The sequence below is a fragment of the Rahnella sp. BIGb0236 genome (assembly GCF_004364755.1).
GTDB classification, from domain to species: domain Bacteria; phylum Pseudomonadota; class Gammaproteobacteria; order Enterobacterales; family Enterobacteriaceae; genus Rahnella; species Rahnella victoriana.
On record NZ_SOAO01000011.1, the window covers coordinates 14,244 to 30,103 of the forward strand.

Annotated in this window: 15 protein-coding genes; 9 read left to right on the forward strand and 6 right to left on the reverse strand. The window is 54.2% G+C overall.

Going from position 1 to position 15,860, the window contains the following annotated elements; genetic code table 11:
• Nucleotides 1-57: 57 nt before the first annotated feature.
• Nucleotides 58-327, forward strand: a complete 270-nt coding sequence (locus EDF78_RS19105) for a PAAR domain-containing protein (RefSeq protein ID WP_131693225.1) — start codon at nt 58-60, stop codon at nt 325-327.
• Nucleotides 328-388: 61 nt separating this feature from the next.
• Here EDF78_RS19105 and ugpC read toward each other — a convergent pair whose 3' ends face one another.
• Nucleotides 389-1,492, reverse strand: a complete 1,104-nt coding sequence (gene ugpC, locus EDF78_RS19110) for a sn-glycerol-3-phosphate ABC transporter ATP-binding protein UgpC (RefSeq protein WP_095922465.1) — start codon at nt 1,490-1,492, stop codon at nt 389-391.
• A 276-nt stretch (nt 1,493-1,768) separates the two neighbouring features.
• Between ugpC and EDF78_RS19115 the strand changes: the two genes are divergently transcribed.
• The 6 genes from EDF78_RS19115 to EDF78_RS19140 all read left to right on the forward strand — a co-directional run bounded on the left by EDF78_RS19115 (nt 1,769) and on the right by EDF78_RS19140 (nt 8,986).
• Nucleotides 1,769-2,995, forward strand: coding sequence for an extracellular solute-binding protein (locus tag EDF78_RS19115; protein WP_095922464.1), 1,227 nt, complete (start codon nt 1,769-1,771; stop codon nt 2,993-2,995).
• A 76-nt stretch (nt 2,996-3,071) separates the two neighbouring features.
• Nucleotides 3,072-4,373 (forward strand): sugar ABC transporter permease, encoded by a 1,302-nt coding sequence (locus EDF78_RS19120; protein WP_095922463.1) that lies wholly within the window; start codon nt 3,072-3,074, stop codon nt 4,371-4,373.
• A gap of 14 nt (nt 4,374-4,387) precedes the next feature.
• On the forward strand, nt 4,388-5,239 hold the full coding sequence (locus tag EDF78_RS19125; protein WP_095922462.1) for a sugar ABC transporter permease: 852 nt from the start codon (nt 4,388-4,390) through the stop codon (nt 5,237-5,239).
• Nucleotides 5,240-5,303: 64 nt separating this feature from the next.
• Nucleotides 5,304-6,455, forward strand: coding sequence for an arabinogalactan endo-beta-1,4-galactanase (locus EDF78_RS19130; protein ID WP_229921118.1), 1,152 nt, complete (start codon nt 5,304-5,306; stop codon nt 6,453-6,455).
• Between the two features lie 64 nt (nt 6,456-6,519).
• Complete coding sequence (locus EDF78_RS19135; protein WP_133823678.1) at nt 6,520-8,589, forward strand: beta-galactosidase; 2,070 nt, start codon at nt 6,520-6,522, stop codon at nt 8,587-8,589.
• A 79-nt stretch (nt 8,590-8,668) separates the two neighbouring features.
• Nucleotides 8,669-8,986, forward strand: coding sequence for a glucose PTS transporter subunit EIIB (locus tag EDF78_RS19140; RefSeq protein WP_131693221.1), 318 nt, complete (start codon nt 8,669-8,671; stop codon nt 8,984-8,986).
• Between the two features lie 252 nt (nt 8,987-9,238).
• On the opposite strand, the gene EDF78_RS19145 is transcribed toward EDF78_RS19140, so the two are convergent.
• Entirely contained in the window at nt 9,239-10,495 is a 1,257-nt protein-coding gene (locus EDF78_RS19145) for a maltoporin (RefSeq protein ID WP_133823679.1), read from the reverse strand.
• A 279-nt stretch (nt 10,496-10,774) separates the two neighbouring features.
• Between EDF78_RS19145 and EDF78_RS19150 the strand changes: the two genes are divergently transcribed.
• Nucleotides 10,775-11,845, forward strand: coding sequence for a LacI family DNA-binding transcriptional regulator (locus EDF78_RS19150; protein ID WP_095922457.1), 1,071 nt, complete (start codon nt 10,775-10,777; stop codon nt 11,843-11,845).
• Nucleotides 11,846-11,919: 74 nt separating this feature from the next.
• Entirely contained in the window at nt 11,920-12,396 is a 477-nt protein-coding gene (locus EDF78_RS19155; protein ID WP_133823680.1) for a DUF805 domain-containing protein, read from the forward strand.
• Between the two features lie 26 nt (nt 12,397-12,422).
• Here the strand turns inward: EDF78_RS19155 and EDF78_RS19160 are convergent, their stop codons facing one another.
• From EDF78_RS19160 to citF, 4 genes are read right to left on the reverse strand one after another with little or no spacing between them, the layout of a single operon-like run.
• Nucleotides 12,423-12,971, reverse strand: a complete 549-nt coding sequence (locus EDF78_RS19160) for an alpha/beta hydrolase (RefSeq protein WP_133823681.1) — start codon at nt 12,969-12,971, stop codon at nt 12,423-12,425.
• Nucleotides 12,968-13,807 carry a triphosphoribosyl-dephospho-CoA synthase CitG gene (citG, locus tag EDF78_RS19165; protein WP_133823682.1) on the reverse strand — a complete coding sequence of 280 codons (840 nt, stop codon included), beginning with the start codon at nt 13,805-13,807 and terminating at the stop codon, nt 12,968-12,970. Before citG ends, EDF78_RS19160 begins: the two co-directional genes overlap by 4 nt.
• Nucleotides 13,785-14,324: a citrate lyase holo-[acyl-carrier protein] synthase gene (citX, locus tag EDF78_RS19170; protein ID WP_133823683.1), complete on the reverse strand. Its 540-nt coding sequence runs from the start codon at nt 14,322-14,324 to the stop codon at nt 13,785-13,787. Before citX ends, citG begins: the two co-directional genes overlap by 23 nt.
• Complete coding sequence (citF, locus tag EDF78_RS19175) at nt 14,324-15,850, reverse strand: citrate lyase subunit alpha (RefSeq protein ID WP_131693216.1); 1,527 nt, start codon at nt 15,848-15,850, stop codon at nt 14,324-14,326. Before citF ends, citX begins: the two co-directional genes overlap by 1 nt.
• Nucleotides 15,851-15,860 lie beyond the last annotated feature (10 nt).

A 15,860-nucleotide genomic window follows, 5' to 3' on the forward strand; every position in this document is an offset into this window, starting at 1 on the left:
TTTTAAACCGGTGGTATTATAGCGCCCGGCGGACTTAAAAAATAAAGGGAATTTAAAATGAAGCAACCATTAATCGTCACCGGAGATACCACAACTCACGGCGGAACGTTAAGGGAAGGGGAATATAATTTTACGGTTGATGGACATTATGCCGTACTTACCGGTCACGGCTTTTTATGTCCGATATGCAACGTGAGATCGGTTTTCCTGAACGGCGCGCCAAATATCCTGATCAACGGAAGACAGCGTATCAGGCAAGGGGATAAAGCCACCTGCGGCGCAAAAGCCCTGCATACGGGGAACGGCGTGAATGAACTTAACGGCTGAAATCCCTTTGCGGGGCAGGGCAGGGGCAAAACCGCCCGAAAGGGCGGCCTGAAGCGAGTGATTAATGCAGATGAGAAAGGCTTGGCGCGCTGATGCGCAGTCCGTCCTGGCTGAACACCATGCAGCGTTTGGCATCGAACCAGGTGGTCAGGCTCTGATAAGGGTTGAAGGCCATGTCGCCCGGCAGCAGCATTTTAAAACCGTCGGTGCCGTAACATTGCCCGAACAGGTACGTGCTGTTGCCCAGACGCTCAACCACTTCGCAGTTAAACTCCAGCACGTTTTCGGTTTCCTGCGACAGCAGATGTTCGGGGCGAATGCCAAGGGTGATTTTATCGCCCGCCGCCAGTTGGGCGGTGCTGAGTGCCAGCGTCAGGGTTTTCTCCGGCGTCAGTCGTACTTCCAGCCGCTCAGGCTGCCAGCTCAGCACTTCTGCGGGCAGGAAATTCATCTTCGGTGAGCCGATAAATCCGGCCACAAACTGATTTACCGGGTTGTAGTAAAGATCCATCGGCGCACCCATCTGCTCGACTTTGCCATAGTTCATCACCACGATTTTATCGGCCAGCGTCATGGCTTCGGTCTGATCGTGCGTCACGTAAACCATGGTGGTTTTCAGTTCCTGATGCAGCTTGGAAATGTGCAGGCGCATGTCCACGCGCAGTTCGGCATCCAGGTTAGACAGCGGTTCATCAAACATAAAGACCTGAGGGTTACGCACAATCGCCCGGCCAATGGCGGTACGCTGGCGCTGGCCGCCGGAAAGCTGCTTCGGTTTTCGGTCCAGCAGATGAGAAAGTTGCAGGGTTTTGGCGACCATCTCCACCTGATGACGAATTTCTTCCTTTGGCACGCCGTTCACTTTCAGTCCGTAACCCATGTTTTCGGCAATGGTCATGTGCGGATACAGCGCGTAAGACTGAAACACCATCGCCACGCCACGCCGTGACGGGTCAACGTCATTGACCCGCTGCTCGCCAATGTAAACGTCTCCTTCCGTAATGTCTTCCAGCCCGGCAATCATGCGCAGCAGGGTGGATTTCCCGCATCCCGATGGCCCGACAAAGACAGTGAACTCCCCGTCTTCAATATCAATATTGATGCCATGCAACGTCACGGTTTTATCGAAACGTTTGACCACATTTTTAAGTCTGATGCTGGACATGTTTGACCTCATAAAGAATTCATACCGCTGATGTTTCGGACTATAACCACCTTGTGTAAGCGTTTGCACAGGCGGGTTCGAATTTTGGAGAGAAGATCACACAATACGCATCTTTTTGTAGTGATTTATGGCTTGTAAGTTTAACGTATAACATAGTTTTCAGGACGACATTAATCACTATGCAATCAGCGTTTAAAGGGTTTTTGGCATGGGTTGTTGATTCGGTGTCGTGTTTAACCCTACAAAAATGTTATACCTTCACATTCAGGAGCAACAATGAAAATTACACACCTTACTGCCCTGGTACTGATGTCGTTAAGCCTTAGCAGCCAGGCCGTCCGGGCAGCCGAGGGTCAGTTACTTATCTGGGAAGATATTAAGAAATCTTCCGGTATTGCCGACGCGGTGAAAGATTTTGAAAAAGAGAACAACGTCAAAGTCGTGGTGCAAGAAACGCCTTATGCACAACAAACGGAGAAATTACGTCTGGATGGTCCGGCAGGTATCGGCCCCGACGTCGTCGTGATCCCCAATGACCAGTTAGGGACCGCTGTGGTTCAGGGGTTGCTGGCACCGATGACCCTCGACAAGGCATTTCTCGGCAGCTTTACCCCGTCGGCATTAAACGCATTCCAGCTGAAAGGCCAGACCTACGGCGTGCCGAAAGCCGTGGAAACGCTGGTGCTGATTTATAACAAAGATTTGCTGCCGCAGGCTCCGGCAACGCTCGACGAGTATTACACCTTCTCGAAAGCGGAAAGGGCGAAGGGCAAATACGGCCTGCTGGCCAAGTTTGACGAAGTCTATTACGCCTACGGCGCGATGGCTTCCATGGGCGGCTATATCTTCGGTAAAGACGCCAAAGGCGAAATCAACGTTGAAGATATCGGCCTGAACAAACCGGGCAGCATCGAAGCCATTACTTACCTGAAAAAATTCTATGCCGACGGATTATTCCCGGCGGGGATTGTCGGTGATAACGGCCTGAACGCCATCGATTCACTGTTTACGGAGAAGAAAGCGGCCGCGGTGATCACCGGCCCGTGGGCATTTCAGCCGTATGAAGCGGCGGGCATCAACTACGGTGTCAAAGCGTTGCCGCAGTTGCCGAACGGCAAACCGATGAGCTCATTCCTTGGCGTGAAAGGTTATGCGGTCTCGACGTACAGCAAGCAAAAACCGCTGGCCGAGAAATTCATCACCTTCATCAACCAGCCTAAGTACGCCAAAGTGCGTTACGAAGTGACCAAGGAAATCCCGGCACTGACGGTGCTGGTGAATGATCCGATGATCAAAAACGATGAGAAAGCCAATGCGGTGGCTGAACAGTCTACCCGTGCCACGGCCATGCCGGGTGTACCGGAAATGCAGGAAGTCTGGGGTCCGGCCAATAATGGCATCCAGCTGGGTGTGACCGGTAAACAACCGGTTGACGCGGCACTCAATGATGCCGTGAAAAATATCCAGATGCAGATCGAAGCGGCGAAAGCCAGCAACGAGTAACCGGTAACACCTCCGTATGTCTGACAAGAGGGCGTGAATTCACGCCCTCACCAGTGAAAGGAACATCTTTGTGTCTATGCGTCTTCATGAGGAAAACCCGGCGCCACTTTCTGCCAGCCACCATGCACCGGTGGCACTGGCTGTGGCGCTGATCCCCGGTTTTGGGCAGTTCTATAACCGGCAATGGGCCAAGGGAATCGTGTTTTTTATCATTCTTATTTGTTTCGCCGGCGTGTTCTATGATTTCCTGCGTCAGGGATTATGGGGGTTATATACGCTGGGCGAAGAAGTGCCGCGTGATAATTCCATATTCCTGTTAGCCAAAGGCATTATCAGCGTGCTGATCGGCGCATTTGGCGTGGGATTTTATTACTGGAGTCTGCGCGATGCGTGGGCTAACGGTAAACGTCGCGATCAGGGAGTGGAATTACCCGGCGTGCGTAAGCAATATCATTTATTGCTGCGTGAGGGATTCCCTTATTTAATGATCACGCCGGGCTTTATTTTGCTGGTGTTTGTGGTGGTCTTCCCGATTATATTCGGTTTCTCGATTGCGTTTACCAATTACAATTTGTATCACACGCCACCGGCGAAACTCGTCGACTGGGTGGGGTTCAAAAACTTTATTAATATCTTCACGCTGAATATCTGGCGCTCGACCTTGCTGGACGTCTTGCAATGGACGGTGGTCTGGACGGTGCTGGCGACCACGCTGCAATGTACCGTGGGCGTGATGCTGGCGATTCTGGTGAATCAGAAAGATCTGCGCTTCAAGGCGCTGATCCGCACCGTGCTGATCCTGCCGTGGGCGGTGCCGGGCTTCGTCACCATTCTGGTGTTTGCCGGCATGTTCAATGATTCCTTCGGCGTCATCAACAACGGCATTCTGGCGGCATTAGGCATTGAACCGAAAGCCTGGCTCACCGATCCGTTCTGGACTAAAACGGCGCTGATCATGATGCAGACCTGGCTGGGTTTCCCGTTTGTCTTTGCGATGACCACCGGCGTATTGCAGGCCATTCCGAACGATTTATACGAAGCCGCGACGATGGACGGTGCGAGCACCTGGAAGAAATTAAAAACCATTACGCTTCCGCTGGTCTTATATTCCATTGCGCCAATCATAATCACGCAATACACCTTCAACTTTAATAACTTCAATATTATCTATCTGTTTAATAACGGTGGCCCGGCGGTGGCCGGTTCGAATGCAGGCGGGACGGATATTCTGGTGTCGTGGATCTATAAACTCACCATGTCATCGTCGCAATATGCCATTGCCGCGACCATTACCATTTTGCTGTCGATATTTGTGGTCGGTATTGCGCTGTGGCAATTCCGTTCAACCAATTCATTTAAACAAGATGATATGGCGTAACCGGGGGAAGGGCTATGAGTAAGAACAGCAGTATTAAAAGAAACCGGTTTATTCGCCTGGGGCTGAGTTATTTCCTGTTGCTGATTGTGGCGGTGATCATTATTTATCCGCTGATCTGGACGGTCGGTGCGTCTCTGAATGCCGGTAACAGCCTGCTCAGTACGTCGATTATTCCGGAAAACGTCTCGTTCCAGCATTACAAAGACCTGTTTAACGGCGACGTGAATTACGTCGGCTGGTACTGGAACTCGATGAAAATCAGCTTCCTGACCATGATCCTGACCCTGATTTGCGTCAGCTTCACCGCCTATTCCTTCTCGCGCTTTCGCTTTAAAGGCCGTAAAGACGGGCTGATGCTGTTTCTGTTATTGCAGATGATCCCGCAGTTTTCGGCGCTGATCGCCATCTTTGTGCTGGCGCAGTTACTCGGCCTGATTAACAGCCATCTGGCGCTGGTGCTGATTTACGTCGGCGGCATGATCCCGATGAACACCTATCTGATGAAAGGCTATCTCGATGCTATCCCGAAAGATTTGGATGAATCGGCGCGTATGGACGGCGCGGGGAATTTCCGCATTTTCATCGAAATCATCATGCCGTTATCGAAACCGATACTGGCGGTGATCGCGCTGTTTTCCTTCACCGGACCGCTGGGGGATTTCATCCTCTCCAGCACCATTTTGCGTACGCCGGACAAGTACACCCTGCCGATCGGCCTGTACAACCTGGTGGCGCAGAAGATGGGCGCGAACTACACCATGTATGCCGCAGGCGCCGTGCTGATCGCCGTGCCGGTCGCCATTTTCTATCTTGCCTTACAAAAATACTTCGTCTCCGGCCTGACCGCTGGCAGTACAAAAGGATAATGTCATGACGTTATTTTCTAAGAAGATTTTCAACAAAAGCGCAATGGCCTGTGTATTGCTGGCGATGTCATTTTCGACCGTGGCGCAGGATGTGGTGATCAAAAAGGTCGCCAATGTTCCGGCGGATTTCATCAAAGGCGCGGACATCTCGACGCTGATTGACGTCGAAAAACACGGCGGCAAGTTCTTTGATCAGCACCACAAACAGACCGATGCGATGGAGATCCTCCGGCAGAACGGTTTTAACTACGTGCGCCTGCGTTTATGGGTGGATCCGAAAGACGCGCAGGGGCATCCGTACGGCGGCGGCAATAACGATCTCGCCACCACGCTGGAACTGGCGAAACGCGCCAAAGCGCAGGGGTTTAAAATCCTGCTCGATTTCCATTACAGCGATTTCTGGACCGATCCCGGCAAACAGTTCAAGCCGAAAAGCTGGGAAAAAATGGATTACCCGCAGCTGAAAACGGCCATTCATGATTACAGCCGCGAGGTGATCGCCAGATTACGTGCGCAGGGCACCGTGCCGGATATGGTGCAGGTCGGCAATGAAATGAACGGCGGCATTCTGTGGCCGGAAGGCAAAAGCTGGGGCGCGGGCGGCGGCGAGTTTGACCGTCTGGCCGGGCTGCTGAATGCCGCGATTTCCGGGGTGCGGGCGGACGAAAAAAATCCGTCTGACATCAAAATCATGCTGCATCTGGCGGAAGGCACCAAAAACGACACCTTCCGCTGGTGGTTCGATGAAATCAACCAGCGCAACGTGCCTTACGACGTGATCGGCCTGTCATTTTACACCTACTGGAACGGCCCGATTTCCGCCTTACAGGCCAACATGGATGACATCAGCAAACGCTACAACAAAGACGTGATTGTGGTGGAAGTGGCCTACGGCTATACCACTAAAAACTGCGACGCGGCTGAAAACAGCTTTACGGAAAAAGAAGCCAAAGACGGCGGCTATCCGGGCACGGTGCAGGGGCAGGCTGATTTCCTCAGCGACATGATCAACAGCCTGGTGACGGTGCCGGATCATCGCGGCAAAGGCCTGTTCTACTGGGAACCGACCTGGATCGCCGTTGACGGCGCAGGCTGGGCGACGCCCGCCGGTATGACCTACATCAATGACCACTGGAAAGAGGGCAATGCCCGCGAAAACCAGGCGTTATTCGGCTGTGACGGTCAGGTCCTTCCTTCTATCAAAGTGTTCAATTAATCCCTTTTTCCCCGGCTTCATTGGCCGGGGAGTTGATATTTCTTAAAGTTCCTAAGGACCAAGCATGACGAAATTTCCTCTTCTGAGCAGTAAGATTTCCGGGCTATTACATGGTGCGGATTACAACCCGGAACAGTGGCTGGAAAGCCCTGATGTCCTGATCCGCGATGTCGAAATGATGAAAGAGGCACGCTGTAATGTCATGTCTGTCGGGATTTTCAGCTGGTCGGCGCTGGAACCCGAAGAAGGCCAGTTCACGTTTGGCTGGATGGATCAGGTGCTGGACCGTTTACATGAAAACGGTATCTCCGTCTTTCTCGCCACCCCAAGCGGGGCGCGCCCGGCGTGGATGTCACAAAAATATCCGGAAGTTCTGCGCGTAGGCCGCGACCGCGTAAAAGCGCTGCACGGCGGGCGTCACAACCACTGCATGAGTTCGCCGGTGTATGCTGAAAAAGTGCAGCTGATGAACAGCGCGCTGGCGAAACGGTATGCCCATCATCCGGCGGTGATCGGCTGGCATATTTCCAACGAATACGGCGGCGAGTGCCATTGCAATCACTGTCAGACCCGTTTCCGCGACTGGCTGAAAGCCCGCTATATCACGCTGGATGCGCTGAACAAAGCCTGGTGGAGCACCTTCTGGAGCCACACGTACAGCGACTGGGCACAGATCGAATCGCCGTCACCGCAGGGCGAAAGCGGCGTTCATGGCCTCAATCTTGACTGGCGTCGTTTTAACACCGATCAGGTGACCCGTTTTTGCAGCGAAGAAATCCGTCCGCTGAAAGCGGAGAATCCGGCGTTACCGGCGACCACCAATTTCATGGAATATTTCTACGATTACGATTACTGGAAACTCGCCAGCGTGCTGGATTTCATCTCGTGGGACAGCTACCCGATGTGGCATACCCGCAAAGATGATATCGGTCTGGCGGCGTACACCGCGATGTATCACGACCTGATGCGCACCCTGAAACAGGGCCAGCCGTTTGTGCTGATGGAATCGACGCCGAGCTTCACCAACTGGCAGCCGGTCAGCAAGCTGAAAAAACCGGGCATGCACATTCTTTCTTCCTTACAGGCGGTCGCACACGGTTCGGATTCAGTGCAGTACTTCCAGTGGCGCAAAAGCCGTGGCTCGTCGGAGAAATTCCACGGCGCGGTGGTGGATCACGTCGGGCATATCGATACCCGTGTCGGGCGCGAAGTCTCCGAACTGGGCGGAATTTTATCCGCGCTGGCTCCGGTGGCGGGCAGCCGCGTCGACGCCAAAGTGGCGATTATCTTTGACTGGGAAAGCCGCTGGGCGATGGACGATTCCCTCGGCCCGCGCAATCAGGGGCTGGAATATGAAAACACCGTCGCCGGACATTACCGCGCGTTCTGGGCGCAGGGCATCGCGGTGGATGTGATAAATGCCGACTGTGATCTGACCGGTTATGACCTGGTGATCGCGCCGATGCTGTATATGGTGCGCGAGGGCGTTGGCGAGCGGATCACCGCGTTTGTGCAGGCCGGTGGCCGGTTTGTCGCGACTTACTGGAGCGGCATCGTTAACGAAAGCGATTTATGTTTCCTCAGCGGATTCCCCGGACCGTTGCGTCCGGTGCTTGGCATCTGGTCGGAAGAAATCGACAGCCTGACTGACGACCAGCACAACAGCGTCAGCGGTGTCGAAGGCAACGCGCTGGGGCTAAACGGCCCGTACCGTGCCAGTGAGTTGTGCGAAGTGATCCATCTGGAAGGCGCGGCGGCGCTGGCCACTTACGGCGATGATTTCTATGCCGGAACGCCAGCCGTGACCGTGAATCTGTTCGGCAAAGGGCAGGCGTATTATCTGGCTTCGCGCAATGATCAGCAGTTCCACGCTGATTTTTATACCGCGCTGGCCAAAGAGATGAAACTGCCGAAGGCGATAGATACCGAACTGCCGGAAGGCGTCACTGCAGCACGGCGCACCGACGGGGAAAGTGAATTTATCTTCCTGCAAAACTATGCCGCAGACAGCCAGACCGTGACACTGCCGGACGATTACCGCGATATGGTGCATGGTGGCGTATTGCCGCGCAAACTGACGCTTCCGGCACTGGGCTGCCAGATCCTGACGCGCCGGTTATCCGTTATTGCTTAAACCTTTATTTTAATACCGACGTGCAATCAGGAATTCCCGGTTGCACGTTTTTTTTCATTCCTGAAAGAGAGTAATCATCATGGTAAATATTAAAGACTTTATGCATGTATTCTCCGCGAAGAATAAAACCCCTGAAAATGATGCGCCGCCATCGACTGACGTAGCGTTATTAATTGATGCCCTCGGCGGGCGCGAGAATATTATTAACGTTGATGCCTGCATTACCCGTTTGCGGGTGACCGTAAAAGAACTCAAACGGGTGAACTCCGGCGCTATCCAGCAGACCGGTGCAATTGGCGTGGTGATTATTGGACAGGAAGTGCATGCGATATTCGGTAAACAATCCGACAGCCTGAAGAAATTAATGACTGAGAAATTTGGATTAAAAAGCAATTAACCCTTCTCTTTAAATAACGGCAAAAATAAAGGCAGCCCGACACAAGGCTGCCTTTATTGTTTCTTCTTTTTGTTGCGGATAATAATGATGCTGCTGTGCGGAGAAAAAACGTAACGATCCCCTACAAGAGAAATTAAGTTTTTGTCTGTCGCTTTATTACAATGAGGATATTTCTCTAATAACTAACACCTGTTTTTTTCAAAGTCATTGGAGTTGCAGCAAGGCAGCAACAGCTTCAAGAATGAAGGAAATTTACCACCAGGCTTCGACCTGAACCCCAAAGTTCCACGTATCAGATTTGGTGTGATCTTCAAAGGTATCGCCATGCTCTGAATCATTCAGATATGAAGCGAACACGCGCAGTTCAGGGCGTGACATAAACTCAGGACCGGCCGCCAGACCCATCGCCAGTGTATATTTCTGACCGCCTTGCTTATAGTTGGAACCGTTCTTGTAATCGTCTTTCTGATAGAACGTACCGACTTCACCGATGGTGCGGACATAATCTGTCCACTGGTATTGCGCACGGCCCACCAGAGAAACCAGTTCCGTGGTATCGGTATAATCGGTGATGTTTTCCGCGTGACCGTAAGTCAGCACGTGGTTCAGGCTGAACTTGCTGGTGATCGGGATCAGGCCGGTGATGATACCGCGATAACCGGTGGCGTCATTGGTGTAGTTCCACATATCGTACCAGCCGCCGCCCTGCGAAATCATGTTCTGCGCCAGACCCTTGTTGGCGTACTGCAACACCAGTTTGTTGTAACCGCCCCACATATCCTGACTGATTTCGCCGGTCAGCATCACGCCGTTATCCGCATCGTACAGACCGCCGTAGTCTTTCTGATCGTGCGTCAGGTTTGGCATGGCGTAGTCGGCACCGACTTCCATCCATGCACCGTTCCACGGTTTGATCCCGGCATAACGTACGTCGATGTAGTTGATGTTGACGTCGCTATCGCCATCCACGCGGTAATCCACGTCATTGGCATCGCCACGGATCCAGGCCACGGACAGCGCGCCATCGCCCAGTTTCAGGTTTTCAACACCGGCACCGGCACCGGAAATGTTCCAGTATTTGGTATCAATGATGTGTAAATCGTGGCGCTGGTAATAACGTTTACCGCCCCAGATCACCGCATCTTTATCCCACGGCACCAGCCCTTTAATTTGCAGATTCAGCTGACGCAGACCGAACTGGGCATCGTCGTTAACGGTGTTTTCATCATCATTGGAACCGTCGGATACCATGCTGACCATCGAGTCGACATAAAAACTCACATCGTCTTTCTTATAGACTTCGCTGCCCAGTTCGATTTCACCGTAGGTGTCATCTTCGTTGCCCAGACGACCGACTTTGTTTTTCTGGAATTGCTCCAGACTGCCGCTGCCGGAAACGCCAAGCCCGGAACGCAGATACCCATGAAAATCAATATCGTTTGCCACTGCCGGGCCTGCCGTAATGGCGAGTGAAACCGCCACAGCCAGAGTGCGTAAGTTGTGTTTCATTCTTTTTCCTTATGATTGTATGACGTTCACATTTACGGAATCTATAAGATACCCAGAAACAATAATGATCAATTTTACACATTCGGAATTGTGAGATATGTCTGGTAATTATGACGTTTTTGTTAATGCGGTGGTGATGCAAATCACGATTATATGCAATGTTAACGTATAACTTATGCAATGACCGGCTCTCCAGATTGAACTTTTAAATGAGATCCCGTACGTTGGCTCGATTATCATGAAACGAAGCAAAATCACGGGCCGCAGACTGGGGAAAGAATGAAATCAAAAAGTTCGACATTAGAAGATGTTGCCCGCTATGCCGGTGTCTCTTATCAGACGGTTTCGCGGGTATTGAATAAGTCGGCCAATGTCTCAGACGCCACCCGCCGCAAGGTCGAGCAGGCGATAGAAGTATTGCGTTATGTGCCGAACCGGCTGGCGCAACAACTGGTTGGAAAACAAAGCTTCACCCTCGGACTGGTGACCACCTCGCTGGCGTTACATGCGCCGTCGCAAATTGCCGCTTCCGTGAAGAAATACGCCCATCAGGCCGGGTATCAGGTGCTGATCTCCATGATTGATGAAGACGTGAATCAGAGCATTCAGGACTCCATCAACGAGCTGAAATCACAGCGTGTGGAACGGGTGATCATCAACATTCCGCTTGAAAGTGCAGAGGCAGAGCGGATTTACGAAAATAACCGCGACATTTTGTGTCTGTTCCTCGATGTCGATCCCACCAGCCCGGTGTTCAACGTGTGCTTCAATCCGGCCGATGGATCACGCGCCAGCGTGGAATATCTGCATGATTTAGGGCATCGCGAATTCGCCTTGCTGGCGGGGCCGGAGGATTCCGTGTCATCCCGTCTGCGTCTGAAAAGCTGGCAGGAAACACTGGCGGAGAAAGACATCCGTCCGGTGACGGTGATCCACGGTGACTGGAGTGCAAAAAGCGGGTATTACAGCGCGTTGCAGATTTTGCGGGAGACGCCGCAATTCACCGCCATGCTGGTGGGGAATGACCAGATGGCGCTGGGCGTGATCAGTGCGCTGCATCAGCATAACGTCGCCATCCCGCAGCAGGTGTCGATCATTGGTTACGATGACACCTACGACAGTGCCTTCTTCCATCCGGCGCTGACCACCGTCTCGCTGGATCTCGATTTGCAGAGCAAAGAGGCGGTTGAACATCTCCTGGCCGAAAGCCCTGAGGCGACATCGTCGAAAATTCTGCCGGCGCAACTGGTGGTGCGTAACTCGACGCGCGCGCCGGGGCAACAGGATAAAGATCTGAATCAGATTGCCGACCAGCTTGATATTCTGGCGAAGCAGTTGCGGGGGCATTAAGAAAACGCTCTGTTTGATTACGAATTGAAAATTAACGTTATAAAACTGATTAACCGGTAAAAGGACGTGATGAGATGACGGTATGGCAGTGTTATTTGCAGGGCTGGAAAAGGTATGTGGATTTTAATGGTCGGGCGACGCGCAAGGAGTTCTGGACATTTGCACTGGGCAACTTGCTGATCATTATTTTGCTGACCATGGGCGTGTCCTTCCTGTTCGCGCTGGCGGGGGATCCTCACAGCATCTTTTACGCTGGCGTGGCTTACACCCTGTTTGCCCTGGCGACGGCATTGCCGCTGCTGGCGGTGGGTGTCCGGCGCATGCATGACATCAACCGTTCCGGCTGGTGGTTTGGCTGTGTCTATCTGGCCGGCGTGGTCTCGCGCCTGCTAAATTCGATTCTGATGGAATACGCTTCACCGGAAACGTATGTCTGGATGAAAATCACGCTGGGCATTGCGCTGGGGTGGATCCCGCTGCTGATGATGATTTTCCTCTGTTGCCAGAAGTCTCAGCCTCCGCAGGCAATGCATTCCCGTATTGTTGAGTAACGCCATACTGAGTGCGTTTCCTGTCGTTATGTCGACACGTTTGCCGTCAGTCCGGCGGCAAACTGCTCCAGTTTTGCCAGCCCCCACGGCCATTCGCCAAACCCCGACTCGACATTGATGTGTCCGGCTTCGCCGATATCGGCCAGCTCGCAGCCCCATGCCTGTGCCCAAAACCTTGCCCGGCCGAAAGACAGCAACGGATCGGTGTGACTTGCCACCAGCAGCCCCGGTACGGCAAGCGGCACAGGCAAAATGTCGTCCTCCAGCCCGAAACGCAGGGGTTCCGCAGGCGCGACCAGCATCACCCCGGCGCAGTGTTGCGGGTGGCGGTTTGCCCACACCAGACTGGCGAGCGCGCCAAAACTGTGGCCGATCAGCAACAGCGGGGCGGGGGTGAGTTTTCTTTCGCGGTCAATAGCGTCTATCCAGCCTTCAAGATCGCCCTGTGACCAGTCGCGCTGGCGGATGCGCAGCCAGTGAGGGCGTTGCTCATGCCAGCGGCTTTGCCAGTGCCCGGCTTCGCTGTCGCGCAGTCCGGGAACCAGCATCAGGGTGATGTCAGACGCGGTGCTCATTGCGGGAAAGCCATTAATACCGTCGCCACCGCCAGTAAATCAGCACTGCCGCCGGGGCTGAGATGTCGGGCAATCAGCGCCTGATCCATCTGCTGTAAATCCTCTTTCTGCCAGCCCGATGTCAGTAACCGGCGGGCATAATCCTGCACGAAATGTAATCCGCTCAGCCCGCCGCGCGCCACCAGATTGGTATCCGGGTTATATGCCATCAGGCGCAGAAGGGCGTTCAGGCTGCGGCGTTCAGGATGGGTTTCGCTGTACCAGTGCGGAAATACGTGACGGCGCAGGGTAAGGAAACCGCTCTCCACTTCGCCGCGTGCGCCGGTCATGCCGTGAGCCTGAAACAGGCGTTCACCGGCCGTGGCGGGCTGACGGCAATGTTGTAATTCCCGTTCGACCAGACCTTGTGTCATGGCGGCCACTTCTGCGCATAAACCCTGACGGGTCAGCGGACGGTGGCCTGCGCTGAGCCTGCCTGCCGCCGTACACAACAACCCCAGAGAGAAAATACCGCCTTTGTGGGCATTAATCCCCTGTGTTGCGCCGAACATCGCCTGTTCACAGGCCAGACCGGCGGGGCGGATACGCATCAGCATCGCCGGTGCAGGCTGCAAAAAATCCTGCTGTCCCTGCGCCTGAAACTGATACAACCACGGTGCTATGGCGTCGATGCTGCGCAGAAACAACGGCAAATCCATGTCATCGTGCGAGCCGTTATTGGCGCTGTCCACCAGCCCCGGTTTGGGCGTCAGCCAGACTTCACTGCGCAGGGCGTCTGCCGCCAGCGTGGCGACGGACGGGGGGGAAAGTGATTCAGTGAGCGCGGTGCCAGCCATCGATCAGCGCCTCCACTTTTGAGATCACCTGATCCAGCGGGTGATGACGCGAACGGGCGCAGGCATGGGCAGGGCCGTGGCAGACCAGACAGCGGCGGCTGGCAAGGTCGAGTGAGCGTCGCCCTGTCACGCCTGCCTGCGGACAAATCACATCGAAATCCCATAAACGCCCGAGCGCATGAGATTGCTCCAGCGCGACGGTCGCTGCTTTCACTTCCGCTGCCGGATGTGCCACACACCAGAACGCTTCCGCTCCCGAAGGTAGCCAGAAAACCTGATCTTTCAGCACCGGCCAGCCGTGTTGCAGTAACATCACGTCGGCGCGTTGCAGCGCCTCGCGCATTACCTGACGGTAGCTCACGGAATCTTTCACCGGCCCCGGCGTGACCAGCGTGAGGGAGATCAGCGGCTGTGAGAATTGTGTCAGCCAGTCGGTTTGCCGCTGTGCACGCAGTTCCTTTGCTGCCAGCAAATCCTCCAGGCTGACGCCTGCCTGAGCAGGCGTCATGATGGTCATTATGCGTCCTCTTTTACCTGATGAACCACGTCGATCACGCTGCCGTCGCGATAGCGGATCACCCCCACGATACGGTCGGTGAATTCAATCGGTTTCGGCTCGCCGGTCAGGGAAATTGCCCGCTGGTACAGGGTTTCAATGTCCATGATTTTCATCCCCGCCTCTTCCAGCCGCTGACGGATTTCCGGACGTGCCGGATTCACGGCGATGCCGTGGTCGGTCACCAGCACGTCGATGCTTTCCCCCGGCGTCACGCGGGTTGTGACACGACGCACCACCGTCGGGATCCGGCTGCGCAGTAACGGCGCGACCACGATGGTCAGGTTGGCGGCGCTGGCAACGTCGCAATGTCCGCCGGAGGCGCCACGCATTACGCCGTCGGAGCCGGTGATCACGTTGACGTTAAAACCGGTGTCGATTTCCAGTGCGCTCAGGATAACGATATCCAGCTGATCACAACTCGCCGCTTTCGCGCCCGGATTGGCGTACACATTGGTGGAAATCTCGATGTGCCGCGGGTTACGGCTGAGCGAGGCCGCCGCTTGCCCGTCGAAACATTGCGTATCCAGCAGGGTGTCGATCAGACCTTTTTCATGCAAATCCACCAGACTGCCGGTGATGCCGCCGAGGGCAAAACGGGCGGTGATCTGGTTGCGTTCCATTTTTTCTTCCATGAAACGGGTACAGGCCGTCGCCGCCGCGCCGGAACCGGTCTGCATCGAAAAGCCCGGTTTGAAATAGCCTGAGTATTCGATGACTTCCGCTGCCGTACGGGCAATCATCAGCTCGCGCGGATTACTGGTGACACGCGCCGCGCCGACGCTGATTTTTGCCGGATCGCCGACCTGATCGACTTTTACGATGTAATCCACCTGATCCTGCACCAGACTGGCGGGCATGTTAGGGAAGGGCACCAGTTCTTCCGTCAGCAGCACCACGGTGTTGGCAAACTGTGCATCAACCATCGCGTAACCCAGCGAACCACAACAGGATTTACCGTGCGTGCCGTTGGCGTTGCCGAATTCATCGCTGCACGGCACGCCGAGAAACGCGACATCAATGTTCAGTTCGCCGTCCTGCAGCAACTTGACCCGTCCGCCGTGGGAGTGAATTTGTACCGGTTCTTCCATCAGCCCGTGCGAGATGGCATCGGCCAGTTTGCCGCGCATGCCGGAGGTATAAATACGGGTGATGACGCCATGGCGGATATGTTCGATCAGCGCCTCGTTGCAGGTCATCAGCGAGCTGGACGCCAGCGTGAGATTTTTAAAGCCAAGGTTCGCCAGTGTCGCCACGACGTGATTGATCACCTGATCGCCTTCGCGAAAAGCGTGATGGAAGGAAATGGTCATGCCGTCTTTCAGGCCGCTGCGGGCAATCGCCTGTTCCAGCGAATCACACAATTTACGGTGCAGACGGGCATCCGGATCGGAAAGATAAGGCGTCGTGCGGTGGGCGCCGTCAAACGGCACAAGGTGCCGGAGTTGCGGATAATGGCTGTGCAAAGTTTCAGTTAAATGACTCATGATAAAGATC

Coding starts and splice junctions, on each gene's coding strand:
- EDF78_RS19105 (WP_131693225.1), top strand. CDS start 58: ATGAAGCAACCATTAATCGTCACCGGAGATACCACAACTCACGGCGGA.
- ugpC (WP_095922465.1), bottom strand. CDS start 1,492: ATGTCCAGCATCAGACTTAAAAATGTGGTCAAACGTTTCGATAAAACC.
- EDF78_RS19115 (WP_095922464.1), top strand. CDS start 1,769: ATGAAAATTACACACCTTACTGCCCTGGTACTGATGTCGTTAAGCCTT.
- EDF78_RS19120 (WP_095922463.1), top strand. CDS start 3,072: ATGCGTCTTCATGAGGAAAACCCGGCGCCACTTTCTGCCAGCCACCAT.
- EDF78_RS19125 (WP_095922462.1), top strand. CDS start 4,388: ATGAGTAAGAACAGCAGTATTAAAAGAAACCGGTTTATTCGCCTGGGG.
- EDF78_RS19130 (WP_229921118.1), top strand. CDS start 5,304: ATGTCATTTTCGACCGTGGCGCAGGATGTGGTGATCAAAAAGGTCGCC.
- EDF78_RS19135 (WP_133823678.1), top strand. CDS start 6,520: ATGACGAAATTTCCTCTTCTGAGCAGTAAGATTTCCGGGCTATTACAT.
- EDF78_RS19140 (WP_131693221.1), top strand. CDS start 8,669: ATGGTAAATATTAAAGACTTTATGCATGTATTCTCCGCGAAGAATAAA.
- EDF78_RS19145 (WP_133823679.1), bottom strand. CDS start 10,495: ATGAAACACAACTTACGCACTCTGGCTGTGGCGGTTTCACTCGCCATT.
- EDF78_RS19150 (WP_095922457.1), top strand. CDS start 10,775: ATGAAATCAAAAAGTTCGACATTAGAAGATGTTGCCCGCTATGCCGGT.
- EDF78_RS19155 (WP_133823680.1), top strand. CDS start 11,920: ATGACGGTATGGCAGTGTTATTTGCAGGGCTGGAAAAGGTATGTGGAT.
- EDF78_RS19160 (WP_133823681.1), bottom strand. CDS start 12,971: ATGAGCACCGCGTCTGACATCACCCTGATGCTGGTTCCCGGACTGCGC.
- citG (WP_133823682.1), bottom strand. CDS start 13,807: ATGGCTGGCACCGCGCTCACTGAATCACTTTCCCCCCCGTCCGTCGCC.
- citX (WP_133823683.1), bottom strand. CDS start 14,324: ATGACCATCATGACGCCTGCTCAGGCAGGCGTCAGCCTGGAGGATTTG.
- citF (WP_131693216.1), bottom strand. CDS start 15,850: ATGAGTCATTTAACTGAAACTTTGCACAGCCATTATCCGCAACTCCGG.